Below are 26,101 nucleotides of genomic sequence, written 5' to 3'. Positions count from 1 at the left end.
CGGTATAATTAACCTATGGAAATCGGTGATATTCACTTTTACAGGGAGCGCTGGAAAGCCGTCGAGGAGTTCGAACGGCAGGAGTTGCGCGCCATGACATTGGAAGATCACTGGCGAAAACTGAATGCCATTGTCCGTTTTGCCATTGAAGCGGGGATCGAACGGGAGGAAGATGATGGCGAAATGGAAGTGATTTTGCGTTGGGCAAAAATTAAGGCGCACTATGAAAATGGATAAAAGCCTGGAGCCATTCCGCGCCTCCCTTGAAGCGCTTCAACGGCTTCTGCATAAATTCGACGATCGGGGTGTAATTATCGGCGGGATCGCTGTTGGCTTTTTGGGCAAGCCGCGCTTATGGTGGAAAGAAGCGATATTAGATCCTTCGCTAATCTTTCCGTCCGCCTGCCAACCCCCGAAGATTTGATAATTATGAAAGCAATTGCTTATCGTCCCAAGGATTTGGAGGATATTCGGACGATTGCGGATAAATATCCAAACTTGGATATGGAGCGCATCGAAAAATGGGTGAGGGATTTTGGGGATGCCCTGGAATCACCCGACCTTTGGGATTTGATCAAATCTCTTTTGAAATAAGCGAGCAGTTCTTGCGGGCGGAGGTCACATCCGCGCGCCGTCGTATTTGAAGTGAAAAATGAAGCGTGGAGAGGGGGCGAGGGAAGAGGAGGTGATGGATATCAAATAAATTGGGGATGAAAAATTATGTGTGATAAACTTAGTTTATAAGACGGGTATTAAGACAAAGGAAAAATTAATGGAAATACTAAAACAAATACAGACTGACTTAATTAGTGAAAAAACGCCTTTGTCAACCATTCTTCGTAAAGCGTTGATTCTTGCATCGCAACTTAAGAGTGAAAAACTAAAGGAATGGATCAATGGGGAGTTAAATGGATATAAATCACCTGATAATTTGCCCGATTATCGAGTAATTCAAACTTCATGTGTAGGGCTTTGGACGAATGGTTACTGGCGAGTAAATAATCATCAAGTTCCGACATGGCAAATTGACGATAAAAAATTAAAGGAATATATTACAGTTTACAGAGTATATAATGGATTAAAAACTGTTGAGGAATATTCCTTGAATCCTGATCTAAATTTTTTTATACCCCCAGAAATAACAGCGATGGTAAATGATATCGTTGGGGACCAAGGATATGTCTATGCTCAAATTCGATACACTATTCGTTCCCAGCATTTTCAACAGATATTAGATACTGTAAAAAACAGACTGCTCGAATTCGTTTTAACCCTTGATGAGAAGTGGGACTTTCAGGTGGAGATGCCCTCTAACTCTCAGCTTGGTGATCTTCTTTCGGTCGTTATTTACAATGTTCAAGATGGAGGCGCTATGTCTGTATTCGATCAGCGAGGTCAAAAAGTGAATTATCAATACAACGCCGTAGGGGATATAAACATAAACTCTTCGCAAAATATTGATGATTTCATAAAGCAACTTGAGAAACTTCAAGCAGAACTAAAAACAGCGAGAGATGCTAAAGCAATTGAACAAGAAAAAGCTGTAGAAGCAGAATATCATCTATTGCAAGCGACAAAAGAAACAAAAAAAGAAAAACCCAATCCCAAGGCGGTCATCGATCATCTAAACGAGGCTAAGGCATTTATTGAAGGGGTAACATCTGCCGCTGGACTTGTTACAGCCTTGACGCAGGCCGCCGAATTGGTAGGCAAGCTCTTCAAATGAGTATACACAAATAGCGCTATCAAGGCGATCAGGAGACTTTGCCAATGACAGACTTCAACCAACGAAACCAACAAGTCAATCAACAAACAAACATTGGTCGTGACCAAGTAATCCAGAACATTGTTTTGGTCGGTCAATTCTTGGATTTTGCGCAAGTTGAAGGGTTGATACCTAAGCCAAGAATCCCAACCGACTTCTCTAGTATCAGTGATGCATTCGAAAAGACTTTTGCACAGCGACTGGAGGGAGATTTGGTTCGCGGGATTGTATTTGCAAGTGAAATCCTAAAAGCAGGATTTAAAGAATGGAATCCCAGATCACCGTTTTCAGCGTTAAACCGTCGCAAAATAATCGATCAGATTCCCAAAGTCGTTGTTAGTGGTCTTGTGAAACTCGATTATTGGGATTCTTTTGCAGAATCGGAATCGGAAATCCTTTATTTGTATTCGCTACAATTGCTTTGGGTAAAACATTTCAAAACAGAAAAAAAAGAGAGCCTTTTTGGTTTATCCGCTGATTATGAAATAGTACAGGGGGTTACAAGGAATTACAGTCTTACTTACACTGATCCCGAGATTGATTTTTCCAGGCCGGAAGAATTCCGAGTCTTCTTGGTTGGTCTTGTAATTGACTTAATTCGATTATATTCGCTAGCATCAGACGATAAATTGTTCTGGGAAGGATTTGTAAATCTCGTCACGTCAAAATCTGCAAGATAAACGAAATGGTTCTTTGATACAGACGCGCGGGTTACTAACGGATATTCAAAGGATGAACAGAAAGGAGACACATTAGTGAATACTCTCACCCCTATACCCTCTCCCCACGTGCGAGGGGGATGGACATGAAATAAGATAGGCTCATGTCCAATGAGGGATGGAGGAGAAATGGTGCGCTCAGGAATCGAATGGACAGAATCCACTTGGAATCCGCTTACTGGTTGTACGAAAATCAGCCCTGGCTGTAAACATTGCTACGCCGAGCGGATGGCGAAGCGTCTGCAAGCGATGGGACAGCCGAATTACGTCAACGGATTCAAGTTGTCCATGCACGAGCAGGCGCTTGAAAAGCCGTTGGAATGGAAAACCCCGCAGGTCATCTTTGTCAATTCCATGAGTGACTTGTTCCACAAGGATGTGCCTTTGGACTTTATTCAGCGCGTCTTCGATGTGATGAAACGCGCCCACTGGCATCAGTTCCAGGTGTTGACCAAACGCTCCGAACGGCTGGCGGAACTCAGTCCGCTTTTGGAATGGGCGGATAATATTTGGATGGGCGTCAGCGTGGAGAACAAGGATTACGTCTATCGAATTGACGATTTGCGAAAGACGGGCGCGAAGATCAAGTTTTTGTCCGTTGAGCCGCTGTTGGGTCCGCTGCCGAAACTGAATCTCAAAGGAATCAACTGGGTCATCGTGGGCGGCGAGTCGGGTCCTGGCGCGCGTCCGCTGGAGAGGGAGTGGGTGGTGGGAGTCCGCGATCAGTGCAAGAAAGCGAAAGTCCCTTTCTTCTTCAAGCAATGGGGCGGATTCCAAAAGAAGAAAGCAGGCAGAATGCTCGATGGCAGAACATATGATGAGATGCCGCGCGATATGAGTTTCGCGAAGGCATGATAAGAGGCGGCGTAACAGCCGTCTTTTTGTTAGGCGAGCGAAATGAATGTCTCCGTCCCGCCTACCAATTCTCAACAATCAATCGCTTGAATTCCGATACCTTGATGACAGTGGTCACACCCGCTTTGTGGGCTTCTTCAAAGTCTTTGTCCCCCGTGATCAAGTAATCCGCTTTGACGGATAACGCGCACGCCAGAAATATCGCATCCTTCTGGTCGCGTGGGAAATCCACTTCGAGCGTCGCTTCTTCAACTTTGACGCGTCGTTCGAAAATGCTTCGCCATTTTTGAACGGTCTCTTCGGAGAGTTTGAACTTTCCCCGTTTGATGACAGACATGTACTCGTTGACGATTTCTGTGGAGGCTATCCAGGTGAAATCGGGATTACCAAGAACGAATAAGATCACTTCTTCAGGAACACGGTCTTTCAGCACAGCCGAAATGACCACGCTCGTGTCGAAGATGACCTTCATTCGCCTCTCCGATAGGCTTCGATCTCCGCCAGAATCTCTTCTTCGGTGAGGGCTTGCACCTGTGGCAGGGACTGAGTTTCTTTGAACAATGCTTTGAATTCTTCCACTGCCGCTTTTCGATCTTCATCTGGCACAGAGACAACGATCTCCACGACCTGACCAGAACGAAAAGGCAGATTGGATAAAATCACCTGTTTGGGGTCTTTGATTTTGATTTTTGTTCGATAGGCTTCCATAAAGTTACTCCTGATTACGCAGATATTATAAATCACTTCACGAACACGGGAGAAGGGAACGCGTCCAGGAATCGAGTGGTGGGATTCCGCGATCAGTGCAGGAAGGCGAATGTCCCATTATTTTTCAAGCAATGGGGCGGATTCCAAAAGAAGAAAGCAGGCAGAATGCTCGATGGCAGAACGTATGATGAGATGCCGCGCGATATGAGTTTTGCGAAGGCATAGAGAAAATAGGCGGCATAACAGCCGCCTTTTTGTTTGGGGCTCAGTCGCGGAATCGCGGATCAAAACGGACGGGGAAGAACCTCACCCTGATTGGCTTGAGTAATCGGCGTGTCCGTTTGTCCCTCTCCTAAAAGGAGAGGGTATGGGTTTGTCTCATTTCCTGGTTGATGGGGGTGTTGGAATATTATGATCAGAGTTCATTTTGAGGAGTTACCGCGTGTTTTCCAGGCGGGAAGAGCGCCTTGTCAGTAATTGGCGGATTCGTCGATTTTTCAGGTCAAATTTTTATTTCAGAAGAAGCTGGCTTTCTCCCAACAGGGAGGCGGCACCGGTCTTGATATCGTACCTTGCCATCGGTGCGGGGGTTTCAAATCCACAAAGGAGAGCGCCGAATGAAAACCGTAATCGCAAGATCGCCCCTGATTTCTTTCTTTGTAATGGCTTTCCTGTTTTCGTGGATCGCCGTCCTGCCGCTCATCCTTAACCCCCAATTCCCCGTCGAGCCATTCCAGGTACTGGGAGCGCTGGCCGGACCGACGCTTTCAGCGGTAATCGTCATTGCCGTGGTGGATGGACGAAGTGGACTGCGTGAGTTCTTCAAACGTTATATCCAATGGCGGGCGGGATGGGTCTGGTGGTTGATCGTCCTATTCGGTGCCCTCCTCGCACTTAATACCGTCGCTTCGATCATCCTTGGCGCCTCCGTTTGGTCCGAATTTCTTGGCAACATCGGCCTTGTTCTCGTCACTTATCTGGTGAATTTGGTCGCAGGGATCATTCTCGGTCCGCTTTGGGAGGAGCCAGGCTGGCGCGGGTTTGCGCTTCCGCGTTTACAAAGACAGTACGGTCCGCTGATCGGCACCATCATCCTTGGCGTATTGTGGGCTTTGTGGCATCTTCCGGGGTTTCTGGGCGGCTGGATGACAGGCGGACTCCTGCCCTTGATCGTTTCCGGTATCGCTTTTTCGATCCTTGCAACGTGGATTTACAACAATACCCGCGGCAGCATATTGTTGATGATCCTGTTCCATTCATCGAGCAATGCGTCCATCTCGGTCGGCGCAAGGGTCTTGCCAACGGATCTATCTCCAACCATGCAGGCATTCGTCTTCAGCGGTTGGATCCCGGCGCTGACATTCGCGGCGATTGCATTGATAGTGGTCATTGCCACACGCGGACAACTATCCTACAACCGGGAATGAACATCGAGGTGGTGTAACAATCACTTTTTATTGGAAGAGAAGAGCCCGTACCTTACTGAGTACAGTAAAATTAACCAGAATACCAGATTCGCCAAATAGAACCATCCCGCCCAAGGAAGGAGCAGACCACCATGAGCAGCCCAAAAGGCATCAACTGGATCTTTCGAGTCTACAAGTTATTCACATTGAGCGAGAACTATGTGTGGGATACGGGAATCGCGTTCGACAAGAACTACGAGTTTCGCGACACGAAAAAAGAGAATAAGATCAGGATGACCATCGATACTTCGGGGAGGATCACCGTCAACAGGGGCTACGCCTGGGACGGATGCACCCCGAAATTCTCCTTCTTCGACTTTTTCGTGGTCGGCACGCCGGATGGGATTCTCTCGGACCGGACCGGGAAGCCCAAAGCCTATCACGCCTCGCTCGTGCATGACGCGCTCTACCAATTCCTGCCCGATCTTCCTCCCGAAGAACCGGTCTACACCCGCAAAATGGCGGACGATATCTTCTTTAATATTCTGGAGGATGCCAGGTTCGCCCCGCGCAGACTCTATTGGCTGGCTGTCCGTCTGTTCGGCGGGATCTTCATGAACACGCGCAAATATATTACGCGTAAAACGGAAGGCGCGGTCACTGTGATGCAGGAGCCCGGGTCAAAGGCGCCGGAAGAAAATCAATAGGGTTATCGATCAATGGTTTGTATTGCAGCGTTATGAAGCCGTTTACCTTCATCAGTTATTCCCGTCACTGCATCGGGTTCGTGGACGACCTTGCCCACCAGTTGGAACGGCGCGGGTTCAAAACCTGGCTGGATTATCGCAGTCTGATTCCGGGGCGTCCGTGGCTCGACCAGATCCACAAAGGCCTGGATGAGTCGGAACTGCTTCTACTGGTCGTTTCGCCCGAATCAATCGCCTCGAAAAGCGTCGAGATCGAGTGGCGTTATTATCTCGAACGCGGGAAGCGCATCATCCTTTTGATCTTCCAGGCGGTCGACCTCCCTCCCGAATTGGAACCGCTCGAGTGGGTGGACTTTCGCGGCGGTTATCGCTCTGCATTGAAGCGATTATTTCAACGGATCGATTCACCGTCCGCGCCGCCTCGACCCGCGCCGCAAACCGGTTTCAAAGCCCCGGCAGTGATCTGGCTGGCGGCGGTCCTGAGCGTCTTTACTGCGATCTATTCGATATTTGCGGTCTGGACCATTTTGATCCCCTGGGTGCTGGTCCCTTTGCCCGTTCAAATTTTCAAACGCAACTTCAATATCGGCCGGGTCCAAACCGCGTTGTGGACTCTGTCTTTAGCGCTGTTCTTCAGCATCGCACTGGGTCTTGAATTCGGTTTCGTCGATCCGAACCCTGAATACGACCCGAATGCGCCGTTGCTTTACAATCTGGGTTTGATATTTCTTTATCTGCACTTCTTCATTATTCCGTTTGTGTCCGTCCTTTTGCTTCTGATCCTGCGCCTGCCCGCCATGCAGCGTTGGGGCAAACCCGAAGCAACCCTGCCGAAGTTTGCGAACATTCTTCACCCAAATATTTCCAATCCGGAGCCGGTCCGCTTCTTCATTGACCACGCCCCCGAAGACGGAAGAATTGCCGAGGAGATCGCCGCTGAATTAAGGAGATACGGTCACAGCGCGGCGGAGGGAATCGAATCGGCGCAGGAAGTGCTCGTGCTTGCCTCACGCTTCAAGTCCGACACAGAGGCGGATCCCGAAAAACAGGTGGTGTATCCCATCGTTGTCCAAAGGACGAGGATCTCGGAGAAACTTTCGCGCATGCAGTGGATCGATTTCCGCAAGGGGGTCCGCAACCTGGATGCCCTCGCGCAATTACTGCCCCAGCCCGCGCGGATGCTTGCGGCGATCGGCGTCCGCCCCACGAGCGGGAACGAAGGCGCCATGCCGAATATCGTCCTCGCCCTGGTGGATTTTCTCATCATTGCGGCGATCCTGCACTTCGGTTCGTTCCTGTCCTATCTCCTCGAGATGACGAACGCGAGGTTGTGGGTGTATTTTAAAAGCGAGTCTTTCGAAATAACCGGCCTTCTGGTTGTCCATGTCCTGTCCCTGGCGCTCACCGTCTGGCTGATCTATGCCATGGTCAACTCGCTCTCGGAACGCCGCGGCTGGTTTGCATCGGGTCCGCGCCTGGCTCTTGGGTTCATCGTTTTGTTCGCTCTCAGTTACGGGGATGGCTGGCTGGGGGATATGATGGGAACCCTTCTTGCGGGTTACGGCATCGATACGTCGGTGATCATCTTTGCGGGAATCCCCTTCCTGTACCTTCTCCTCGGTTATGTCATCATGGGAGGCGCCGCTTTGATCTTCCGCAAAGACCTGCGGTGCTGGTTCCCGGCAAAGTCAGGAAACCGATGATCCAAACCGTCATTGTTGTATTGCCATAAATGTGATTAAATCAAGCCGGTCTGTTTCGAATCTTATCGGTATATAAAGGATGTGCGCGATGGCTATGAATAAAGAGAACGCTGGCGAAGTTTGGCGCGACTGGTTCATGAACGATGCCGTCACCGTGGAGAAGCAGCTGTATCGCCTGTTTCACTTCCTGCCGCATGACCCTCGATGCAAGTTATGCCATGCTCCCTTCAAAGGGTTCGGCGGCGCGGTGGTCAGCGCGCTGTACAATCGAAAACAATCCCACCTGAACCCGAATTTCTGCAACATTTGCGAGGACTTTGCCAGGAAATTCCCCTCCGGCGCAGAGGTTGAGATGTCCATGCTGTTCGCGGATGTACGCGGGTCCACAGCCCTTTCGGAGCAGATGACCCCGATGGAGTTTCAAAAACTTATCAATCGTTTTTTCGTCGGGGCTTCCGGGGTGATCTCCGATGAGTTCGGCTTGCTCGAAAAGCTCGCGGGCGACGCCGTTGCGGCGTTCTGGGGCGCGGGTTTTGCCGGCAGGGATTATGTGGCAAGGACCATCCGTGCGGCGAATGGCATCTCGCGTCTCATGCAACAGGAGGGCATCCCCGTCGGCATCGGCGTTCATGCCGGGGTGGCGTATTTCGGCGCAATGGGATCCGCGGAGGGGCTGGTCAATATTTCGGCGATCGGTGAAGAGGTGAATACTGCCGCGCGGCTTGCTTCAAAAGCGGCGGCGGGGGAGATCATCGTCAGTGAAAAAGCGCTAGAACGGGCGGGAATTGATGGAAGTCAATTCGAGGATCGTAAGTTGGAATTGAAGGGGATCAGCGAACCGATGTCGGTGAGAGTGATGCGGGTTTAGCCCTTACCACCTGCATCCCTGCGCCGTATCGATCCCAGCCGGTTTCCCCACGCGTTTATACATCGTCACATTCGTGAACGGCTCGCCAAGGATCCCGTCATGGATCGCCCATGAACGTTTGCGGATGCTCTCGGCGGCTTCGAGTTTACGGAACGGTGTCGAGCCGTCCAGTTGATTGAACAGGTCGCCTCCGGGTTGAAACCCGGCATGGATGCTCTCCATCAGGCGTTTCCCCATCTGATAAGTAAAACCGTATCGCTCGAAGATGACCGCGTTGTGATAATACAGCGGCTCGACGAAGTACATCTCATGACCGAGCGAAGCGACGAACCCCTCGAAAGCAAGGATGGCTTCGCCCAAGAGTCTCAGCCCGCGTCGCACCTGACCCGGCGCCAGACCCGCCTCACAAGCCTTTGACTCCGCCTCGACGTTTCGCCTCAATATCCCGAACTTCGTCGGTGTGCCGTCCGGCATTTTGTCCACATCGAAGCGCGGAGAGTCCGGGTCGTTGAGGATATAAAGCAAAACGTGGATCTGTCCGTTCATCGTGTCGGTCAGATGCGCGTACAGGATCGGGTCAGGAAAATCGATTTTGTGATACAGCCGCATTTCCACATCTGTGGAACCGGATGCAAAACGGAATTGCAGCAGGTTGTATCCCGCCGCCGAGGTCAGCGGGGGCAGGTTGAATTTATCCAGCAGGGACTGCGGAATGTATTTGGCGTATATCGCGCGCTTTTCAGGGTCGGGTAGTAAATTGATTCCACCGATGGTCGAAGGGGGCACTGTAGTCTCCATCTGTCATTGCGAGGGCGGCGAACTTCCACCCGATGCGATCTCTAGCGAATAAGAAGACCGCTTCGGGCTATTGCCCTCGCTAAGACTTTATCTCACACGCATTGCTCGTTCTTTCTCTCTTGCTTCGTCGCGCTTTGCGATCGTCGCGCGTTTGTCGTAGGCTTTCTTGCCTTTGGCAAGCGCGATCTCGACCTTGGCGCGTCCCTCTTTCAGGTAAACCTTTGTCGGGACGATGGTCATGCCTTTGATGCGGACGTTGTTCCATAATTCGCGGATCTGTTTCTTGTGCAATAAGAGCCTGCGTTTGCGGCGCGGCTCATGGTTGAAGTGTTTCCCGGCTTGTTCGTACGGCGCGATGTGCGCTTCGAGCAGCCAGGCTTCTTTGCCGTTTTCAACATCCACGTAGGATTCCTGGATGCTGATCTGCCCGGCGCGGATCGATTTGATCTCCGAGCCTTGCAGGGCGATGCCCGCTTCGAACTTTTCGAGCAGGGTATATTCAAAACCGGCTTTGCGGTTGGATGCAACGATCTTGATGTTCTCGGTCACGGGATGATTGTAGCATGGATGATTATGGATGGCGGTTGATGGCGGCGGGTCTCGATATGGTTTCGTGCTACTCGACCATCGCCGCCATACCGAGATGATTCATCCCCATTTGAGCAGGTAGAATCCCGCCACGATCCTCGCTGCGCCGAAGGCAATGAGCGCCGGGGCAAGCCCGATGACATCCGCTGTGAGTGGACCGACCAACGTGCTGGAGAGGACGGCGAGGTTGAACATGATGGTGTACCATGCCAGGTGCGCGGGACGGTCGTGGGCGGGGATGTTCTCGAGCATGTAATTGGCGTAGGAACCGTTGACCAGCGCAAAAAGAAAACCGTTCACGAAGGAAAGGCCGTAGAATTGCAGCACATTGTGCGAGAGCGCCAGCATGATCGGGTAGGTCGCCATGCTTGCCACGCCGAAACCGGTGACGCGCTTGTTTCCGAAGCGGTGTACGATCCGCCCAAGCTGGGTGGACGCGATCAACACGGTCAGGTAGTAGAGTGCGGTGCCGATGCCGATGTGTTCATCGTTGAGGTTCAGGCTGCGGACGTAGTAGAGGGAATATAAAGGGGCGGAGAGGTAATGCGCAAAGTGGAAGAAAAATAAAGCCAGCAGGACTTTCTTGAAATTCGATTTCCAGATGTCTGCCCGGAGCGCCGCTTCGATGCCGCGGGGAGGGGCGGGGCTCGGGTCGCTGACCGGGATCGGGTCCGTTTGAGGCGCGCGGGTTTCCTCCTGCAACGGTGTGACGTGAAAGATGTGGTAGCTGCTCATTGCCGCGCCGAAGGCTCCGATGGCGAAGACGATCTGATATCCCGCGGGGAAGTTTGTGTTCTTGAGAATGTAGCCTGCAATGAGCGACGTCAACATATAGGCGATAGCAAAGGTGACGTTGCGCGTCCCGGCGACCCGCGCGCGGAATCGCTCCGGCACGGCTTCGGCGAAAAGCGCATTGAAACCGACCCCGAGCGGCGTGAGCGGAATCGCCATCAATAAGGTCAGGAGCACCAGCGCCCAAATTTGACCTTGTTCGTCGAAGAGCCAGGGCAGCGGAATCCAAAGAAGGTAACCGATGCGAAAGAGCACGGACGACCAAAAGACCGCCTTGCCGGTATGGCGTCTGCTGATCCAATGACCGGCGGGGATGGCGAGGAAGAGATTGACGATGGCGGATGTGGCGGTGAGCAGGCCGATCTGCAGTGCGCTCGCCCCGAGGCGCGCCGCATACACGTTGAGAAAGTTGATCGCGGTGCCGCTCACCACGCCGAACCAGGCAATGTCGAGATACAGATGTTTGAAATTGGGACGAAATTTTTCGGGAATGTCGGATTGTCGAAACAAATTGAATTGCATAAGAGGGATTATACCCACGATTGCCGCACATCATTTTTCGCGCCCGTTGGTCGCCCGGAATGATATTTATCCCCGTTTTAAAAACTCCCGGATCGAGATCGAAGCCGCCGCGCCTTCGCCCACGGCGGACGCTACCTGCTTGACGCTTCCATGCCGCGCATCGCCCGCTGCAAAGATTCCCGGGATGCTGGTCTCAAACGGCAGCGCATCCATCTTTTTGAGATGCCGCAGGTCGTGACCGGTCAGGATGAAGCCGCCCGGGTCCAATTCCAGATATCCTTTTGCGAATTCTGTGTTCGGCTGCTGCCCGATGAAGACGAACGCCGCGGCCGGGTGTAACTCTTCGGTCTCGTTGGTTACTGTGTTTCGCGTCTTGATGGATTTCAGTTTTGATTCCTGTCCATCGAAGGATTCCACAACCGTATTGTATTTCACCTGGACCTTCGAACCGGGTTCGGTCACTTTATCGATTGCGATCTGGCTGGCGGTGAGTTTGTCGCCGCGCGCAAGCAGGGTCACTTTGTCGGCGAAAGTGGTCAGATGCAGGCCTTCCTCCACCGCCGCATTCCCTCCGCCGATGACGGCGATCTCCTTTGCGCCTTTGTAAAACGGACCGTCGCACGTGGCGCAGAAATGAATCCCCGCGCCGATGTAATCGTCCTCGCCGGGGACTTCCAGCCGGCGGTACGATGCGCCCGTGGCGATGAGGATCGCTTTCGAGTGATAATGCCTGCCGTCCGATGTGTACACTTCGTGATAGCCGTTCTCTTCTTCCAATCGTTCCACATCCACGGCTTGCAGGACTTCCACGCCGAATCGTTTGGCTTGCTGTGTCACCCGCTCGGAAAATTCCTGCCCGCTGATGCCTTCGGGGAACCCGGGGAAGTTATCCAGCCCGACGGTGATTCCAGCCTGCCCGCCCAAACCGGAGCGTTCGATGAGCAGGACGTCCGCGCCTTCGCGTGAGCCGTAAATGGCGGAGGTGAGTCCGGCGGGCCCGCCCCCGATGATGATCAGATCGTAATAGGTTTTCTTCGCTTCGGTCTTCAAGCCGAGTTTTTGCGCAAGTTCCGCGTTGGTCGGCTCGACGAGGAACGAGCCGTCTTCGAACACAATGGTCGGGATGATGCGCTTGCCGTTGTTCTTTTGTAAAACGAATTGCTCGGCTTCCTTGTCCTGCTCGATGTCCACCCATTTGAAAGGGATGAATTGCTCGCCCAGGAATTTCTTCGAGCGGCGGCAGTCAGGGCACCAATAGGCGCCGTACAAAGTGATCTTCGGGTCTGTCATTTCTTCCTCCTTGGAAAATATCGACGATAAATACAAATCTCTGTCGCGGCGTTGCGCTGTTTCATTACATGACGGGAGTGGGAGATTCTTCCTATATAATCCGATTCATGCTCAACCTGAAAAAACACTTCATGCTCGACCCCTCGGTGACCTTTCTTAACCACGGCTCGTTCGGGGCGACGCCGAAACCCGTTTTTAAGGAGTATCAGCGCTGGCAAAGGGAATTGGAATGGCAGCCCGTGGATTTTTTGGGCGTCCGCTATAACAGCCTGATGCGCTCTGCGCGCGAATCGCTCGCAAATTATCTCGGCACAAGCGCGGGGAATCTGGTCTACGCCCAAAATGTGACCGTCGCCCTGAACATCGCGGCGCGTTCGCTGGAATTGGGCGCGGAGGATGAAGTCCTATCCACCGATCATGAATACGGCGCGATCGACCGCACCTGGCGGTTTCTTTCCAGGGAACGCGGTTTTACCTATATCAATCATCCCGTCGATATTTCATCCCATGAATCGTTTCTCGAATCCTTCTGGAGCGGCGTGACTTCGAAGACTCGAATCGTTTTCCTGAGTCATATCGCCTCGCCGACCGCCACGATCTTCCCCATCGAAAAGGTTGTCGAACGCGCAAAATCGCAGGACATCATCACCGTCATCGATGGCGCTCATGCGCCCGGGCAGATTCCATTGGATCTCGACTCGCTCGGCGCTGATTTCTACGGCGGCAATCTCCACAAATGGTTGTGCGCTCCTAAAGGTGCGGGGTTTTTGTACGCGCGCCCCGAAGTCCAGCATTTGCTCAAGCCCTTGGTGGTCTCCTGGGGATACGAATCCGAAACGCCCGGCGATTCCACTTTCATCGATCATCACGAGTGGTGGGGGACGCGCGATGTGGCTTCATTCCTCGCCGTCCCGAAGGCGATTGAATTTCAACGGGATCATGATTGGGCGGAGGTGCGAAGCGCGTGTCATAAACTCGCGCTGGAGACGTGGATGCGACTCCACGATCTGACCGGAGTCCCGCCGCTTCACTCTGACCCCGAAACCTGGTTTGCCCAAATGAGCGTCGCCTCGCTCCCGGCGGATACCGACCTCGCCGCGCTTAAAGCGCGTTTATACGGCGAGTACCGCGTCGAGATTCCCGTCTTCGCATGGAATAAGAATAAATTAATCCGCCTCTCTGTGCAGGGATATAATTCACGCCGCGACATGGACCGGCTGCTGCTCGCCCTGAAGAAGTTATTGAAATGAAAACCGGCAAAATGAAGTATTTCCCGTTTATCATATTTGTGACTTTGCTCCTCGTGACGGGTCTTGCTCCGAGAGATTCGGTTTCTGCGCGGCCGCCAACGAACATCACCTCACCTTCCCAGTTGATAGACGCGGTGAATAACTTAAGACTCACCTACGGGCTGGCTCCCCTCCCGATCCATCCCATCCTGATGCAGACCGCCCAATCCCAGGCGGATTATATGGCAGCGACCGGAAACATCACGCATGCGCGCCCCGGCGGCATGACCTATACCCAGCAATTGCTCTCACTAGGATTTCCCCTCGCGGGCGATCTCTCATTGGGCGGTTTTCGTTCCGAGAACATCCTCAGTTCTTATGGACCGCTTGTCTGGAACGGGGTTCCGGATGGCTGGCAGGATGCCCAACATATGAATACGATGCTCTCGGGGAATTTCACGCATATCGGCGCGGGAATTTCCCAATCCGGCGACTCGTATTATTACGCGGTCGATACAGCGGCAGTGACGTCCAGCGGTCAGCAGCAGGAAAGCGCCTCCACCATTATGACGAGTGCGCCCTCGGGGGCGAATGAATCGGCTGGCGCGAGTCAATTCATGGTGCCGGTCACTGTCAGCACGCCGCGCCCGGATGGAACTGTGATTCATAAAGTGCAATACGGCCAATCGCTTTGGAGCATCGCCATCGCATACGGCACGACGATCAAAAGCATCCAGGCGTTGAATAACATGGGTGCGGATTCGACCGTGTATCAGGGACAGGAATTGCTTGTCATGACTGGGGCGACCCAGGCGGCGGCTCTCCCTTCCACAGTGACGGCTCAATCCACGTTCACACCTGCGCCTGCGACCGAATCTTCCGCCACCCCCGCACCGACGTTGACAGCGCTTCCGCCCACGGATATCGAAGAGGAGAATTCGTCGTCTGCCAGTTTCGGCTCATCCAAAGTCCTTGTGGTTGTGATCATTATCGCGGCTTTTGTTGGAGCCGGAATGGCTGTCTGGTTGATTCGCGAACCGGAATAAAATTGCCCCTGCTCGTGCTAAAATCCGATCAAACCTTAATTGGAGAACCGCCATGAAATCATTGCTCGAAAAACTGAAGATTCAACCCGTCAATGCCGGGGCGTGTACCGGCGTGGACGGCTGGCTGATGGATAAGAACGGCAAGGAACTGGCTTCATACAATCCGACGACCGGCGAGGTCATTGCGAAGGTGATTCAGGCAACGCCTGAATCGTATGAGAAGGTTGCCTCGGCGGCGCACCAAGCTTTCCTTATGTGGAGGCATGTCCCGGCGCCGAAGCGAGGCGACCTGGTCCGGGATCTGGGAAATGCGTTGCGCGAGATGAAAGAACCTCTCGGAGACCTTGTCACTGTGGAGATGGGGAAGATCCGTGCGGAAGGGCATGGCGAAGTGCAGGAGATGATCGATATCTGCGATTTTGCTGTGGGGCAGAGCCGTATGCTGTACGGTTTGAGCATGCATTCCGAGCGTCCTGCGCATCGCATGTATGAACAATGGCATCCTCTCGGCATTCTCGGTTTGGTGACCGCTTTCAACTTCCCGGTCGCGGTCTGGTCATGGAATTCGACGCTCGCCGCCATTTGCGGCGACACGGTGATGTGGAAGCCGTCTTCGTATACTCCACTGACAGCGATCGCCGTCACTCATATAGCCAACAAGGTCATGGCGGATCATGGCTTGAACGGCATTTTCAATCTTGTGATCGGCTCGGGGCGCGACGTCGGCGATTTGATGTTGAACGACAAGCGCATCCCTCTCGTTTCTTTTACCGGTTCAACGCAAATCGGCATTCATGTTTCAGAGACGGTGGCGCGGCGTTTTGGAAGAACGATCCTCGAACTCGGCGGCAACAACGCGATCATCGTTACGCCGAATGCAGATTTGGATATGGCCACGCGTGCGATTCTGTTCGGCGCGGTCGGCACGGCCGGTCAGCGCTGCACCTCCACCCGCCGGATCATCATGCAGAAATCCATTTCGAAGGAATTGACCAACCGCCTGGTGAAAGCATACAAACAGGTGCGCATCGGCGATCCGCTCCAGCCCGATACTTTGATGGGACCGCTGGTGGTCAATACCTCGGTGGAAGAGATGATGGATGCCGTCAACAAGGCGAAGGCGGATGGCGGCGAAGTCCTGACAGGCGGCGAAATGCTCCCAAAGCTTGGGCCGAATTTTGTAACGCCTGCCATCATCAAAATGCCGGCGCAGACCGAGATTGTCAGGACCGAAACCTTCGCGCCGGTCCTGTATCTGCTCGAATACGAATCGATCGAAGAAGCGATTCGTATTCACAACGATGTTCCGCAGGGGCTTTCCTCGGCGATCTTCACCGATTCGATGCGCGAGGCGGAGACCTTCCTTTCCGTGGGCGGTTCGGACTGCGGTATTGCAAACGTCAACATCGGCACATCCGGCGCGGAGATCGGCGGGGCGTTCGGCGGCGAAAAGGAAACCGGCGGCGGGCGCGAATCCGGCTCGGATGCCTGGAAGACCTATATGCGCAGGCAGACCAACACAATTAATTGGTCGAAAGAACTTCCATTGGCGCAGGGGATCAAGTTTGGCGAATGAATCCTCGCGTAGGGACACGATATATCGTGTCCCTACGCGATCTAAAATGGAATCGGCTAATTCTCAATCGCAAGCCTTATGCAAAGCCTGCGGACTGTGCTGTTCCGGTCATCTCTTTTCGTGGGTGAGACTCAATGCTCCCGAACTCGACGGGATCGAAAAATTGGGGATCAAAGTCATCCGCGACGACCCGCGCCAGCGCGGATACCTTCAACCCTGCCCGATGTGGGATGGGACGTGCAGGATTTACGGTCTGCCGGTTTATCCCAAGAGTTGCGTGAAGTACAAATGCAAAGTCTTCCGTCAATTGGAAGAGGGCGATATTTCATTGCAGAAGGGTTTGGTGATCATCGAAGAAACGCTTGCATTGATCCGCGAGATTGAGCCGCTGTTACCTGATTCATCCATGAAAAGCTTCCGGGAACGGTTGATCGCTCATAAAGAAGAATTGGAAAGTAAGAAGAAAGATCTTAATGGGGAATTTGTGCAAAAAACAGCCAAATTATTGACCCGGTATGAAGACGTATTAGGTGTGGATGATTTTATCGATTACGAGAGGTAGTCTATTTTTTCCACCACTTCAACACCCTCATCGCCCTGAGTGTATTCCATCGACTTGGTTGACCCGCTTTTTCCAGGTCGAAATATTTTCTTCCCGTCATTCCGGTGTTCATCACCCAGCGTCCATCAGGTTTTTGCTTGCGCTTCAATAACTCGATGGCGTCTTTCATCCTTTCGTCCTTCTTTGCATCACAGGCTTGGAAGTAATCCAGCGCGCGCAGGAAGTCGTACCGCCAGCGTGGAGGGAAGGGCATGGTCGTCATCTTTGGGTCGAAAACTTTCCCGGTGCGGTGCGATTTATACAGATGATGCCTCAATAAAAATTCATGTCCACGCGCGCGGACCGGACGGATGTGCTTTTTCTTTTCCGGGAAGAAGCATTCGTATTCGTATAATCCTTCCAACACGGAAAGCGTCGTGTGAAAAGAGGAATGGGTCGCGCCTTTATAGGATTCGCAGTTCCAGCCACCGTCCTTCATTTGTTGACCGATGAGATACGCGGCGATTGCGTGGAGACGCTCATCGTTGTGGTGAAAATACGCCAGCAGGGAAAGGATCATTCCCGTAATGCAAGTCTCGCTGTGTTTCCAGACTGCGCGCGAAAAGAGGTTAATGCCTCCATCCGTGTAAAAGCCTTCGTCGAGAAATAATTTGCAGGCACGTTTTGCCTGCGGGTTATTCGGCGGCAGACCGAGCAGGCGCAGGGTCAGCATGGTGTAGGTGGTGGAAATGAATTTGGGACCGTACATCCCGCCGCCCCAGCGGCCGTCAGGATCCTGTTTATCGAGTAGGCGTTTGCCCCAGCCTTCCTTGGCGATTTTCCCCCGCTCCGCTTCGAATTTTGCAGGCGGAAAGTTCAATAGGTCGCGTTGACCCTGCCAGCGAATCGACGGGTCGCCTTCGAGGAGCCAGGAGATGTTTTTATCGTTCATGGGCAGCTCCCTTCGCCGCCACTTCGACGGGTTCAGTGAAAACCCCGGCGAAAGAGTTACAACTTGAATATACCTTTGAGGTCCGGCACCGTCGCAAAATACTTCCGGTAAGCGGATGTTTCATTCAACACACCGCGCAGTGCGATAAACAACTCCGCTTGCAGGTACGGGTTCTTCTCCTGCGTCTCCTTCGATAATAGCACGTTATCATCCTCGATGCTCACTGTCAGCTGACCGCCTGCAGCGAGCCACTCCAGGCCGAGTTGTAGGGCGCTTTCCCGTGCAGCCGAGGCGGCGGCAAGTTCGGAAACTGTGGTCTTCCCCCGGCGTTGATTGAGGACGAATTTACACAAGCCTGCGAGGTAGGTCAGGAATTCATCGGGCTTTTGCTCGGCGGGAGGTTTGGCAAACACATAAACGATTTTTGGCTTGACGACATCCAGCGCTTTGCGCAATTCGGCAGGGGAGGGCGGTGTGGTGTAAATGGTCAGTTCTTCCGCCTGTGTCAGTTCAAGTCTGTTCACCCCAGCGGATCTGTCGGGACCCTCTGCCCAGATGAGAGTGGATGGTTGCAGGTTTAAGGTTGCAGGTTGCGATCTCAAATCTCTAACTTCCAATTTCGATTCTTTGATTTCGACCGGCTTTTCTTCGGTGACGCGGAATTCCTTGAATTGCAGGGTGACCTGTCTTTGCCCGCGGTAGGTGGTGGCGCGCAGGGTGTAGGCAATGTCGAATTTGGAATCGGCGGGAGGAAGTTCCTCGCCCGCGCCGCCCCACCACAGAAAACTGGCGATCTCACCGTTTTCATCTTCCACGTTCAGGCGCAGATGTTCCTTCGTCTTCCCAAGCGCAACTGCGGATTTGAGTTTCACGTTGCGCGTGGCGAGAGTCAGCTCGGGGTTGCCTGCGCCGAAGGGAGCGAGCAGCTCCAAACTATCGGCGAGGTCGAGGCTCAGGTCGGAGAGTCCAAGCCAGGCGTCGATCTGAAGCCTGGGTTCTTCGAAGACCATATCACCCAGTTGTTTTTCCACTGCCCTGCCCATGCCGTTTCTAAAAGCGGGAAGTTTATCCTTATGCAAAGACATGCCTGCTGCCATGGGATGTCCGCCGAAGCCGAGAAGCAAATCCTTTTGGGTTGTGATCGCTTCGATGATATGCAAGCCTTCGATGGAACGCGCCGAGCCGCGCAGGGTGCCGTCGTCCGATTCATTGAAAAGGATTGCGGGTTTGTGATAACGCTCGACCAGTTTATTGGCAACGATGCCGACCACGCCTCCGGGCCAGTTGGGATGCGAAAGAATGATAACGGGTTGATTGAGCAATTGAGGGCTTTCTCTGAGTTGCGCTTCAGCCGCGTCAGTGACTTGTTTGGTGAGCATACGGCGTTGCGCGTTCAGTCCTTCGATCTGCGCGGCGAGCACACGAGCGCGAGCGGAGTCATCGGTGAGCAGCAATTCAACCGCGGGATTGGCGTCACCGAGGCGGCCGAGCGCGTTAAGGCGCGGCGCGAAGGTGAAGCCGATGGTTTCTTCCGTCAGCGAATCGAACGATGCGCCTGCCAGCTCCGCCATTGCGCGCAAGCCGGGGCGGCTTGTGGTCCGCAGTCGCTCGATCCCTTGTTTGGCGAGCGAGCGGGTTTCGTTTTGCAACAAGGCGACGTCGGCGATCAGACCGAGAGCGACGAGATCAAGAAGATTTTCGGTTTCGGATCTTTGATTTTCGATTAAGAGCGCTTCAGCAAGTTTGTATGCAACACCAACCCCTGCAAGGGTTTCCAGCGTATGATCTTCAGGCAATAACTTTGGATTGATGATGGCTTTGGCGTTTGGCAGGGTTTCGCCCGGATCGTGATGATCGGTGACGATTACATCGAGTCCGTGTGAGTTGGCGAAGTCAATGGCTTCATGGGCGGTGATGCCGGTATCGCAGGTCAACAGCAACCTTGCGCCGTTATCGATGATGGGTTTGAGCGATTCGATGTGTACACCGTGGCTTTCCTTTCCGCGCACCGGGACGTAATAAACGACGTTCGCATTCAGCGCTCGAAGGGTCTGCACAAGCACGGCTGTGGAGGTTTGCCCATCCACATCGAAGTCGCCCCAGACGCAGATCTTCTCTCCACTTTGGATTGCCGCATGGATGATGTCTGCGGCTTTTTGGATGTCCGGAAACTGTGAGGGGAGATTCTTTTCGGGATATAAGAACGCCTCGGCTTCGACGGGAGAGTTGATTCCGCGGCGGAGGAGGGTCTGCGCGATGAGGGGAGTCAAGCCTAGGTCCTGGAACGAGGCGGGGATGTCAATCGGTTGCGGATCGAGCCAGCGGGTCATATTCGTCTATTCTAACAAATTCATCTTCATCCATCCCTTGACTTTGACACTGTGTTAAAGTGTATAAAGTGAAAGGATATGAGGCATGTTCAAGATCGGTGAATTCTCCAAGTTGAGCCGCGTTTCAGTGCGGATGCTGAGGCATTACGACCAGTTGGGCCTGCTCAAGCCAGTTCAAACGGATTCGGTCACCAATTACCGTTATTACACAGCGGATCAACTTCCGCGCTTGAATCGGATTCTGGCATTACGCGACCTGGGTTTTTCGCTCGAGCAGATCGCCGGGATGCTCGATGAAGGGCTGTCTTCCGAACAGATGCTCGGCATGTTCAGGTTGAAACGCGCCGAGATCGAGCAGCAGATGCAGGAGGAACGGTCGAGGCTGTCACGGCTCGAGGTGCGCATCCGCCAACTGAACCGGAGAGAGGAGGCTGGCATGTACGATGTGATTTTGCGAAGTGTCGGCGCGGAGTTGGCAGCGTCGTATCGCGAGGTTGCTGAGGATGATGAACGGATCTCGTCCATGTTTAATGAGCTGGAAATGTATGTAGCCCGGTTTGAAAAAGCCCGAGCGGATAAGCCCCCTTTTTCGATTTACTATGACGCGGAATATCGCGAAACCGAAATCGATGCGGAAGTTGCGGTGCCGCTGGCGTTTGCCATACCCGGCACTGGGACAATCAAGGTGCGCGAGATGCCCGCCATAGCAAGTGCGGCATGTGTGGTGCATTCGGGCGGTTATGCAACCCTGTATCAAGCGTATAACGCCCTCCTGAATTGGATCGATGCAAACCGCTACCGTATGCTGGGTCCCATCCGTGAGGTGTATTTGCGTTACGGCGCAGACGACTTGGATTTTGAATTGCCGCCAAGCCACCTGGCACAAAATCCGGATCAGTATGTGACGGAACTTCAACTTGAAGTCGAAAAAATATAGGAGGAACGATGCTTTATAAAACCTTGGGTAACAGCGGACTGAACGTTTCGGAGTTATGTCTTGGGACAATGACATTCGGCGAGGATTGGGGCTGGGGCGCCTCCAGGGAAGTCAGCAGGCAGATGTTCGATGCCTTCGCAGAAGCGGGAGGAAATTTCATCGATACGTCATGCAATTACACGAACGGAACGAGCGAGAAATTCATCGGGGAATTCACCAAAGGCGAACGGGACCGTTTCGTGATCGCCACGAAGTATTCGCTGCGGGTTGGAAAGGGGCATCCGTCTGACCCCAACCACGGCGGGAATTCCCGTAAAAGCATGCTTCGTTCGGTGGAAACAAGCCTGGAACGATTGGAAACCGATTACATCGACCTGCTTTACCTTCACATGTGGGATTTTCGCACCTCCATCGATGAGGTCTTGCACGCAGCCAATTCCCTGATCGCTTCGGGAAAAGTTTTGTATTTCGCGTTTTCGGATACGCCTGCATGGGTCGTCTCTTATGCGCTCGCAAGATGCATGGAGTACGGATGGGCACGGCCTGCTGCGCTTCAAGTTCCGTATTCAATCATGGATCGCGCGGTCGAGCGCGCGGAGATTCCAATGGCGGGCGAATATGGACTTTCCATCCTTACCTGGGGGATGTTGGAAGGCGGCGTGTTGACAGGGAAGTACAGTCAAATATCAGATGAGCCGAGGCGCGAGAAATCGGTCGGCGAACGCGAGATTAAGGCTGGCGAAACGGTGGCGGCTATTGCAAGGGAGGTCGGCTGTTCACCAGCGCAGGCTGCCTTGACATGGGTGCGCCAGAAAAACCCGAACATCCTTCCCATTTTGGGATGCAGGACGCTTGCCCAGGTCCAGGACAACCTTGGCTGCCTCGGCGTTCGGCTTACATCAGAACAAATGGCGGTATTGGATGCGGTGGCGGAATTCAAATTGGGCTTCCCACTTGCCTTCTTGAAGAGCGATCACGTTGGGAATTTGCTTTTCGGAGAGACGTATAAAAAGCTGGAAAAGGGATAGCCTCCCGTCGGACTTGTAATATAGAAAACACAAAAGCCGGAGTCAAGCCCGGCTTTTGTTTATAATTGGGGCATATGGCGTCTGGCTACTCTGGAACCCCTTTATATAAAAAACTCGGATTTACCACCCCGCCTCTTCGCGTCCTGACGATCAACGTGCCGCGCGAATATAAAGGCTGGCTGGGAGAGTTACCGAAAGGCGTGGCGCTGGCTTCGAATGTGACCCCTCCCATAAGGGCGGCGCATGTCTTCGCCACTGAACGGGGATTCCTGGACGCCGTACTTTCCACCCTGCGAACCAAACTTGCTCAGGACGGATTCGTTTGGGTTTCATGGCCTAAAAAATCGGCGAAGGTCCCAACCGATATTACCGAAGATGTGATCCGTGAGATTGCCCTGCCGCTCGGCTTTGTGGATGTGAAGGTCTGTTCGGTGAGCGATCTATGGTCCGGATTGAAATTGATGATCCGACGGTCTAACAGGGAGAAATAGACGATGTCAGACGAAGAGTTGGAAAATGAAATAAGATCACCAAGGATAAAACTCGACTGGCATTTTGAGAGGAGAATCGCGATGACACCAAAACGTATGCTTACGCTCGGCGGCACCTGGTACATGATCGAAGGTGTGGCGGGGCTTTTCTCCGGATCCGGGTTCGATTTTATGAGGTTTGGATTTAGTATCTTTTGCCTCTCGTTGGGGGTTTTATTCTTGATGGCGCGCAACGAGAACGTTTCCAAATTGCGGACCGCTGTTTTCGTAGTCGGGTTTCTGGCATCGTTTGGGATCAGCCTGATCGCCTTTTACGCCCAGTGGAGCGGTCGATTCATGACCTCCGCTCTTGGATATTTTCTGCCAGCGCTCTGGCTGGTCGTTGCAGCAGGGTTCTTCTTCGTCGGTCTTTATAATACCTCGCCGCGGATCAGGCGGCTCAACTAATCGACACGATTCAGAGTAATAAGAAATCACCTCACATATTGCCGCCCTGAGTAGCGCTAAAGGCGCAACGAAGGGTTTCCGAGACAATTGTAGAGGTGCTTTGCTCAGCATGACGCCTAAAAGCGCCGGGCGATTTAAGTTGCCTTGAATAGATAGGCGCTGATTAATGGATCGACAAGCGAAATAATAAATTTAGAATAGGAGATTTAGAGGTGAAGAAAATATTTAAATGGATTGGGATCGTACTCGCTTCATTGATTGGGTTGATTATCGTTGCCGGGCTTGCCATGTTTTCGATCGGCAACAGCCGTATGAACAAGACCTATGATTTCCCGCCATCAGATCTTGTGTTACCGACCGATGAAGCCAGCCTTGAGCTTGGCAGGCATCGCGCTGAAGTGCTTTGTCAGGGTTGTCACGGAGAAGATCTTGGCGGGGATTTGGAGTTTTTCAACGATCCGGCGCTGGGCACTATTCAATCCGCTAACCTGACAAGCGGTGACGGCGGTATCGGAAGCACATATACTACCGAGGATTTTGTCCGTGCCATCCGGCATGGAATTGACAGGGAAGGCAAGCCGATATTCATGCCCGCGGTCGTTTCCACAGCTTTTATGAGCGATGAAGAGCTGGCGGCGGTAATCGCCTACATCAAGACAGTCCCGCCAGTGGACCGGGCAACCAATGGAGCAGATTTCACACCGCTCGCAAAAATATTGTATACAGCGGGCATGCTCCCGCCAATGCCTGTCGAAACGGTCACACACGATATTCATGTCGCCGCCCCTGAACCCGGCGTAAGCGTTGAGTATGGTAAATATTTAATGGATACTCACGATTGCCGCTTGTGCCATGGTCCCGATTTGAACGGCGGTCCGTTCCCCGACCCGACCATCACTAAAATTTCCCCCAACCTGACCCCAGGCGGTGAACTCGCTTTTTGGAGTGAAGAGGATTTCATCAATACGATTCGCACAGGCGTCACGCCGGGCGGACATGAATTGGACTCCACCCTGATGCCCTGGCAGGATTACGGCAAATTCCACGACGATGAATTGAAGGCGATCTACATGTATTTACAATCGCTGCCGGAACTTCCGCAATACACGGAATGATCATAGCGGCTTAGTCACTCGCGGCGGGCAGGTATCCGTATCCTGCCCGCTGTTTTTATATTGGGGGATCGAACTTGCAACTTAGGATAAAATCAAGGGGCTGCGCTCTCAGGGTGAGGATGGTTTGGGGAGGGGAATCAAGTTCAGGTCCGGTTTGAGGCGTAAAAGTCACAAGGAACAGGAGAAAGTGAATGTCTGATAAATTGAATAAATTCAAGGAAATGATCGGCGAAGTATTCGATCTGAATCGCGCGGCGTCGGTGTTGTCGTGGGATCAGCAGGTGAACATGCCGCCCGGAGGGGCGGAGGCGCGCGGCCAGCAGCTTGCCACATTGGGGAAGATCGCGCAGGAAAAATTCACTTCCGATGAAATGGGAAGTTTGCTCGAGGAACTGAAAAAGGAATATACGGATCCCGAAACCGACGAAGGGGCGATAGTCCGTGTGGCGGCGCGCGATTACGAAAAGGCAAAACGCGTCCCGCCAGAGTTTGTGGCGGAGCAGGCGATGGTTTCTACGAAAGCGGTCGAGGCATGGGTGGAGGCAAAAGGCAAATCGGATTTTTCCATCTTCCGGCCGCATCTCGAAAAGAACCTGGAATTGATCAAGAAGTATGTTTCGTTCTTCCCTCCCGCCGATCATCCGTACGATGTGCTTTTGGATGATTACGAACCGGGCCTGCCAACCGCCGAAGTTCGCGAAATATTCGGCAACCTGCGCCCGAAACAGGTTGCGTTGATCAAAGCCATCGGCGAAGCCAAACAGGTGAAAAGCGACTTTCTTAAAAAATCATTCAATGAAAAGAAGGTTTGGGATTTTGGCGAAACCGTCATCAGGAAATTCGGATACGATTTCAGGCGCGGCAGGCAGGATAAAGCGCCGCATCCCTTCGAGACCACCTTCAGCGTGGACGATGTGCGAATCACGAATCGTTTCGAAAAGAACTCGCCGCTTGCCACGCTGTTCAGCGCCATGCACGAGTGCGGTCACGCTTTGTACGAACTCGGGGGTAACCCCGCTTATGAGCGCACACCCCTTGCAAGCGGCACATCGCTTGCAGTGCACGAATCGCAATCCCGCATGTGGGAGAATCTCGTCGGCCGATCGCTTCCCTTCTGGGAACATTTTTATCCGGAGTTGAAAAAAGCCTTCCCGTCACAACTGAACGGCGTGAATGTCAAGGCGTTCTATAAGGCGATCAACAAGGTCGAGCCAAGTCTGATCCGGGTCAACGCGGATGAAGCCACCTATAACCTGCATATCATGCTTCGCCTCGAGATCGAGATCGGCATGGTGGAAGGCAGCATCGCGGTCAAGGACCTTCCAGAAATCTGGAATGCCAGGATGCACGATTACCTCGGCGTCACGCCCCCCAGTGATTCGCAGGGCGTCCTGCAGGATATTCACTGGTCATACGGTTCCATTGGTTATTTTTCCACTTACGCGCTCGGCAATATCATCTCTGCGCAGTTGTGGGAGAGGATCAATAAAGAGATCAGGAATCTCGAAGAGCAAATTCGAAAGGGTCAATTCGCAGAACTGCGCGAATGGTTGAGAAAAAACATCCATCAGTATGGGCACAAATATGATCCGCGCGACCTGGTGCGGAAGGTCACTGGAAATGATATCGACTCGGCTGCATATGTCCGCTACTTGACGGAAAAGTACGGCGAGATTTACGGGTTGTAA

29 protein-coding genes are annotated in these 26,101 nt (G+C 52.9%); 21 read left to right on the top strand and 8 right to left on the bottom strand.

Annotated features, from left to right (window positions below; translation table 11 throughout):
* Positions 1 to 15 precede the first annotated feature (15 nt).
* The 6 genes from HS100_19665 to HS100_19640 all read left to right on the top strand — a co-directional run bounded on the left by HS100_19665 (position 16) and on the right by HS100_19640 (position 3,339).
* On the top strand, positions 16 to 237 hold the full coding sequence (locus tag HS100_19665) for a hypothetical protein (protein ID MBE7436143.1): 222 nt from the start codon (positions 16 to 18) through the stop codon (positions 235 to 237).
* Entirely contained in the window at positions 230 to 424 is a 195-nt protein-coding gene (locus HS100_19660) for a hypothetical protein (GenBank protein MBE7436142.1), read from the top strand. The genes HS100_19665 and HS100_19660 overlap by 8 nt, the downstream gene beginning before the upstream one ends.
* A gap of 5 nt (positions 425 to 429) precedes the next feature.
* Positions 430 to 594, top strand: coding sequence for a hypothetical protein (locus HS100_19655; protein MBE7436141.1), 165 nt, complete (start codon positions 430 to 432; stop codon positions 592 to 594).
* A gap of 178 nt (positions 595 to 772) precedes the next feature.
* Positions 773 to 1,726 (top strand): hypothetical protein, encoded by a 954-nt coding sequence (locus tag HS100_19650; protein ID MBE7436140.1) that lies wholly within the window; start codon positions 773 to 775, stop codon positions 1,724 to 1,726.
* A 44-nt stretch (positions 1,727 to 1,770) separates the two neighbouring features.
* Positions 1,771 to 2,445, top strand: coding sequence for a hypothetical protein (locus tag HS100_19645; protein ID MBE7436139.1), 675 nt, complete (start codon positions 1,771 to 1,773; stop codon positions 2,443 to 2,445).
* A gap of 168 nt (positions 2,446 to 2,613) precedes the next feature.
* Positions 2,614 to 3,339 carry a phage Gp37/Gp68 family protein gene (locus HS100_19640; protein MBE7436138.1) on the top strand — a complete coding sequence of 242 codons (726 nt, stop codon included), beginning with the start codon at positions 2,614 to 2,616 and terminating at the stop codon, positions 3,337 to 3,339.
* Positions 3,340 to 3,400: 61 nt separating this feature from the next.
* Here HS100_19640 and HS100_19635 read toward each other — a convergent pair whose 3' ends face one another.
* Positions 3,401 to 3,811 (bottom strand): putative toxin-antitoxin system toxin component, PIN family, encoded by a 411-nt coding sequence (locus tag HS100_19635; protein ID MBE7436137.1) that lies wholly within the window; start codon positions 3,809 to 3,811, stop codon positions 3,401 to 3,403.
* Complete coding sequence (locus HS100_19630; GenBank protein MBE7436136.1) at positions 3,808 to 4,047, bottom strand: hypothetical protein; 240 nt, start codon at positions 4,045 to 4,047, stop codon at positions 3,808 to 3,810. The genes HS100_19635 and HS100_19630 overlap by 4 nt, the downstream gene beginning before the upstream one ends.
* Between HS100_19630 and HS100_19625 the strand changes: the two genes are divergently transcribed.
* The 5 genes from HS100_19625 (at position 4,003) to HS100_19605 (ending at position 8,731) form a co-directional block, all read left to right on the top strand.
* On the top strand, positions 4,003 to 4,272 hold the full coding sequence (locus HS100_19625) for a DUF5131 family protein (protein MBE7436135.1): 270 nt from the start codon (positions 4,003 to 4,005) through the stop codon (positions 4,270 to 4,272). The two genes, HS100_19630 and HS100_19625, sit on opposite strands and share 45 nt — an antisense overlap.
* Positions 4,273 to 4,664: 392 nt before the next feature.
* Positions 4,665 to 5,474 carry a CPBP family intramembrane metalloprotease gene (locus HS100_19620; protein ID MBE7436134.1) on the top strand — a complete coding sequence of 270 codons (810 nt, stop codon included), beginning with the start codon at positions 4,665 to 4,667 and terminating at the stop codon, positions 5,472 to 5,474.
* Between the two features lie 131 nt (positions 5,475 to 5,605).
* Positions 5,606 to 6,160 (top strand): hypothetical protein, encoded by a 555-nt coding sequence (locus HS100_19615; protein ID MBE7436133.1) that lies wholly within the window; start codon positions 5,606 to 5,608, stop codon positions 6,158 to 6,160.
* Positions 6,161 to 6,192: 32 nt separating this feature from the next.
* Complete coding sequence (locus tag HS100_19610; GenBank protein MBE7436132.1) at positions 6,193 to 7,863, top strand: toll/interleukin-1 receptor domain-containing protein; 1,671 nt, start codon at positions 6,193 to 6,195, stop codon at positions 7,861 to 7,863.
* A gap of 88 nt (positions 7,864 to 7,951) precedes the next feature.
* Positions 7,952 to 8,731: an adenylate/guanylate cyclase domain-containing protein gene (locus tag HS100_19605; GenBank protein MBE7436131.1), complete on the top strand. Its 780-nt coding sequence runs from the start codon at positions 7,952 to 7,954 to the stop codon at positions 8,729 to 8,731.
* Positions 8,732 to 8,734: 3 nt separating this feature from the next.
* On the opposite strand, the gene HS100_19600 is transcribed toward HS100_19605, so the two are convergent.
* The 4 genes from HS100_19600 to HS100_19585 form a co-directional block, all read right to left on the bottom strand.
* A complete protein-coding gene (locus tag HS100_19600; GenBank protein ID MBE7436130.1) occupies positions 8,735 to 9,517 on the bottom strand; it encodes a hypothetical protein in 783 nt (260 codons plus the stop codon).
* 99 nt (positions 9,518 to 9,616) lie between these two features.
* Positions 9,617 to 10,078: an SsrA-binding protein SmpB gene (gene smpB, locus HS100_19595; GenBank protein ID MBE7436129.1), complete on the bottom strand. Its 462-nt coding sequence runs from the start codon at positions 10,076 to 10,078 to the stop codon at positions 9,617 to 9,619.
* A 99-nt stretch (positions 10,079 to 10,177) separates the two neighbouring features.
* Positions 10,178 to 11,431 (bottom strand): MFS transporter, encoded by a 1,254-nt coding sequence (locus tag HS100_19590; protein ID MBE7436128.1) that lies wholly within the window; start codon positions 11,429 to 11,431, stop codon positions 10,178 to 10,180.
* Positions 11,432 to 11,497: 66 nt separating this feature from the next.
* Positions 11,498 to 12,721, bottom strand: a complete 1,224-nt coding sequence (locus tag HS100_19585) for an FAD-dependent oxidoreductase (protein MBE7436127.1) — start codon at positions 12,719 to 12,721, stop codon at positions 11,498 to 11,500.
* A gap of 107 nt (positions 12,722 to 12,828) precedes the next feature.
* On the opposite strand from HS100_19585, the gene HS100_19580 reads away from it, so the two are divergent.
* From HS100_19580 to HS100_19565, 4 genes are read left to right on the top strand one after another with little or no spacing between them, the layout of a single operon-like run.
* Entirely contained in the window at positions 12,829 to 13,971 is a 1,143-nt protein-coding gene (locus HS100_19580; GenBank protein MBE7436126.1) for an aminotransferase class V-fold PLP-dependent enzyme, read from the top strand.
* A complete protein-coding gene (locus HS100_19575; protein ID MBE7436125.1) occupies positions 13,968 to 14,996 on the top strand; it encodes a LysM peptidoglycan-binding domain-containing protein in 1,029 nt (342 codons plus the stop codon). The genes HS100_19580 and HS100_19575 overlap by 4 nt, the downstream gene beginning before the upstream one ends.
* 52 nt (positions 14,997 to 15,048) lie before the next feature.
* Complete coding sequence (locus HS100_19570; protein ID MBE7436124.1) at positions 15,049 to 16,572, top strand: aldehyde dehydrogenase family protein; 1,524 nt, start codon at positions 15,049 to 15,051, stop codon at positions 16,570 to 16,572.
* Positions 16,573 to 16,618: 46 nt separating this feature from the next.
* Positions 16,619 to 17,134: a hypothetical protein gene (locus tag HS100_19565; GenBank protein ID MBE7436123.1), complete on the top strand. Its 516-nt coding sequence runs from the start codon at positions 16,619 to 16,621 to the stop codon at positions 17,132 to 17,134.
* A 1-nt stretch (position 17,135) separates the two neighbouring features.
* Here the strand turns inward: HS100_19565 and HS100_19560 are convergent, their stop codons facing one another.
* The gene (locus HS100_19560) at positions 17,136 to 18,065 is read right to left on the bottom strand and encodes a hypothetical protein (protein MBE7436122.1); all 930 of its coding nucleotides are present in this window, start codon (positions 18,063 to 18,065) and stop codon (positions 17,136 to 17,138) included.
* A gap of 56 nt (positions 18,066 to 18,121) precedes the next feature.
* Entirely contained in the window at positions 18,122 to 20,395 is a 2,274-nt protein-coding gene (recJ, locus tag HS100_19555) for a single-stranded-DNA-specific exonuclease RecJ (GenBank protein MBE7436121.1), read from the bottom strand.
* A gap of 85 nt (positions 20,396 to 20,480) precedes the next feature.
* Between recJ and HS100_19550 the strand changes: the two genes are divergently transcribed.
* The 6 genes from HS100_19550 (at position 20,481) to HS100_19525 (ending at position 26,101) form a co-directional block, all read left to right on the top strand.
* A complete protein-coding gene (locus tag HS100_19550) occupies positions 20,481 to 21,332 on the top strand; it encodes a MerR family transcriptional regulator (protein MBE7436120.1) in 852 nt (283 codons plus the stop codon).
* 8 nt (positions 21,333 to 21,340) lie between these two features.
* Positions 21,341 to 22,360 (top strand): aldo/keto reductase, encoded by a 1,020-nt coding sequence (locus HS100_19545; GenBank protein ID MBE7436119.1) that lies wholly within the window; start codon positions 21,341 to 21,343, stop codon positions 22,358 to 22,360.
* 74 nt (positions 22,361 to 22,434) lie between these two features.
* The gene (locus tag HS100_19540) at positions 22,435 to 22,851 is read left to right on the top strand and encodes a DUF3052 family protein (protein MBE7436118.1); all 417 of its coding nucleotides are present in this window, start codon (positions 22,435 to 22,437) and stop codon (positions 22,849 to 22,851) included.
* An 81-nt stretch (positions 22,852 to 22,932) separates the two neighbouring features.
* Positions 22,933 to 23,298 carry a hypothetical protein gene (locus tag HS100_19535; protein MBE7436117.1) on the top strand — a complete coding sequence of 122 codons (366 nt, stop codon included), beginning with the start codon at positions 22,933 to 22,935 and terminating at the stop codon, positions 23,296 to 23,298.
* 212 nt (positions 23,299 to 23,510) lie between these two features.
* Complete coding sequence (locus tag HS100_19530; protein MBE7436116.1) at positions 23,511 to 24,413, top strand: c-type cytochrome; 903 nt, start codon at positions 23,511 to 23,513, stop codon at positions 24,411 to 24,413.
* Between the two features lie 191 nt (positions 24,414 to 24,604).
* A complete protein-coding gene (locus HS100_19525) occupies positions 24,605 to 26,101 on the top strand; it encodes a carboxypeptidase M32 (protein ID MBE7436115.1) in 1,497 nt (498 codons plus the stop codon).

The sequence above is a fragment of the Anaerolineales bacterium genome, from assembly GCA_015075725.1.
Classification (GTDB): Bacteria; Chloroflexota; Anaerolineae; order Anaerolineales; family Villigracilaceae; genus Villigracilis.
The sequence above is the reverse complement of the archived record's forward strand: the minus strand, read 5'-3'. Positions and strand labels throughout refer to the sequence as shown.

Coding starts and splice junctions, on each gene's coding strand:
- HS100_19630 (MBE7436136.1), bottom strand. CDS start 4,047: ATGGAAGCCTATCGAACAAAAATCAAAATCAAAGACCCCAAACAGGTG.
- HS100_19545 (MBE7436119.1), top strand. CDS start 21,341: ATGCTTTATAAAACCTTGGGTAACAGCGGACTGAACGTTTCGGAGTTA.
- HS100_19580 (MBE7436126.1), top strand. CDS start 12,829: ATGCTCAACCTGAAAAAACACTTCATGCTCGACCCCTCGGTGACCTTT.
- HS100_19525 (MBE7436115.1), top strand. CDS start 24,605: ATGTCTGATAAATTGAATAAATTCAAGGAAATGATCGGCGAAGTATTC.
- HS100_19535 (MBE7436117.1), top strand. CDS start 22,933: ATGACACCAAAACGTATGCTTACGCTCGGCGGCACCTGGTACATGATC.
- HS100_19570 (MBE7436124.1), top strand. CDS start 15,049: ATGAAATCATTGCTCGAAAAACTGAAGATTCAACCCGTCAATGCCGGG.
- recJ (MBE7436121.1), bottom strand. CDS start 20,395: ATGACCCGCTGGCTCGATCCGCAACCGATTGACATCCCCGCCTCGTTC.
- HS100_19590 (MBE7436128.1), bottom strand. CDS start 11,431: ATGCAATTCAATTTGTTTCGACAATCCGACATTCCCGAAAAATTTCGT.
- HS100_19605 (MBE7436131.1), top strand. CDS start 7,952: ATGGCTATGAATAAAGAGAACGCTGGCGAAGTTTGGCGCGACTGGTTC.
- HS100_19585 (MBE7436127.1), bottom strand. CDS start 12,721: ATGACAGACCCGAAGATCACTTTGTACGGCGCCTATTGGTGCCCTGAC.
- HS100_19610 (MBE7436132.1), top strand. CDS start 6,193: ATGAAGCCGTTTACCTTCATCAGTTATTCCCGTCACTGCATCGGGTTC.
- HS100_19650 (MBE7436140.1), top strand. CDS start 773: ATGGAAATACTAAAACAAATACAGACTGACTTAATTAGTGAAAAAACG.
- HS100_19665 (MBE7436143.1), top strand. CDS start 16: ATGGAAATCGGTGATATTCACTTTTACAGGGAGCGCTGGAAAGCCGTC.
- HS100_19635 (MBE7436137.1), bottom strand. CDS start 3,811: ATGAAGGTCATCTTCGACACGAGCGTGGTCATTTCGGCTGTGCTGAAA.
- HS100_19655 (MBE7436141.1), top strand. CDS start 430: ATGAAAGCAATTGCTTATCGTCCCAAGGATTTGGAGGATATTCGGACG.
- HS100_19560 (MBE7436122.1), bottom strand. CDS start 18,065: ATGAACGATAAAAACATCTCCTGGCTCCTCGAAGGCGACCCGTCGATT.
- HS100_19565 (MBE7436123.1), top strand. CDS start 16,619: ATGGAATCGGCTAATTCTCAATCGCAAGCCTTATGCAAAGCCTGCGGA.
- HS100_19540 (MBE7436118.1), top strand. CDS start 22,435: ATGGCGTCTGGCTACTCTGGAACCCCTTTATATAAAAAACTCGGATTT.
- HS100_19660 (MBE7436142.1), top strand. CDS start 230: ATGGATAAAAGCCTGGAGCCATTCCGCGCCTCCCTTGAAGCGCTTCAA.
- HS100_19620 (MBE7436134.1), top strand. CDS start 4,665: ATGAAAACCGTAATCGCAAGATCGCCCCTGATTTCTTTCTTTGTAATG.
- HS100_19550 (MBE7436120.1), top strand. CDS start 20,481: ATGTTCAAGATCGGTGAATTCTCCAAGTTGAGCCGCGTTTCAGTGCGG.
- HS100_19645 (MBE7436139.1), top strand. CDS start 1,771: ATGACAGACTTCAACCAACGAAACCAACAAGTCAATCAACAAACAAAC.
- HS100_19640 (MBE7436138.1), top strand. CDS start 2,614: ATGGTGCGCTCAGGAATCGAATGGACAGAATCCACTTGGAATCCGCTT.
- HS100_19575 (MBE7436125.1), top strand. CDS start 13,968: ATGAAAACCGGCAAAATGAAGTATTTCCCGTTTATCATATTTGTGACT.
- HS100_19615 (MBE7436133.1), top strand. CDS start 5,606: ATGAGCAGCCCAAAAGGCATCAACTGGATCTTTCGAGTCTACAAGTTA.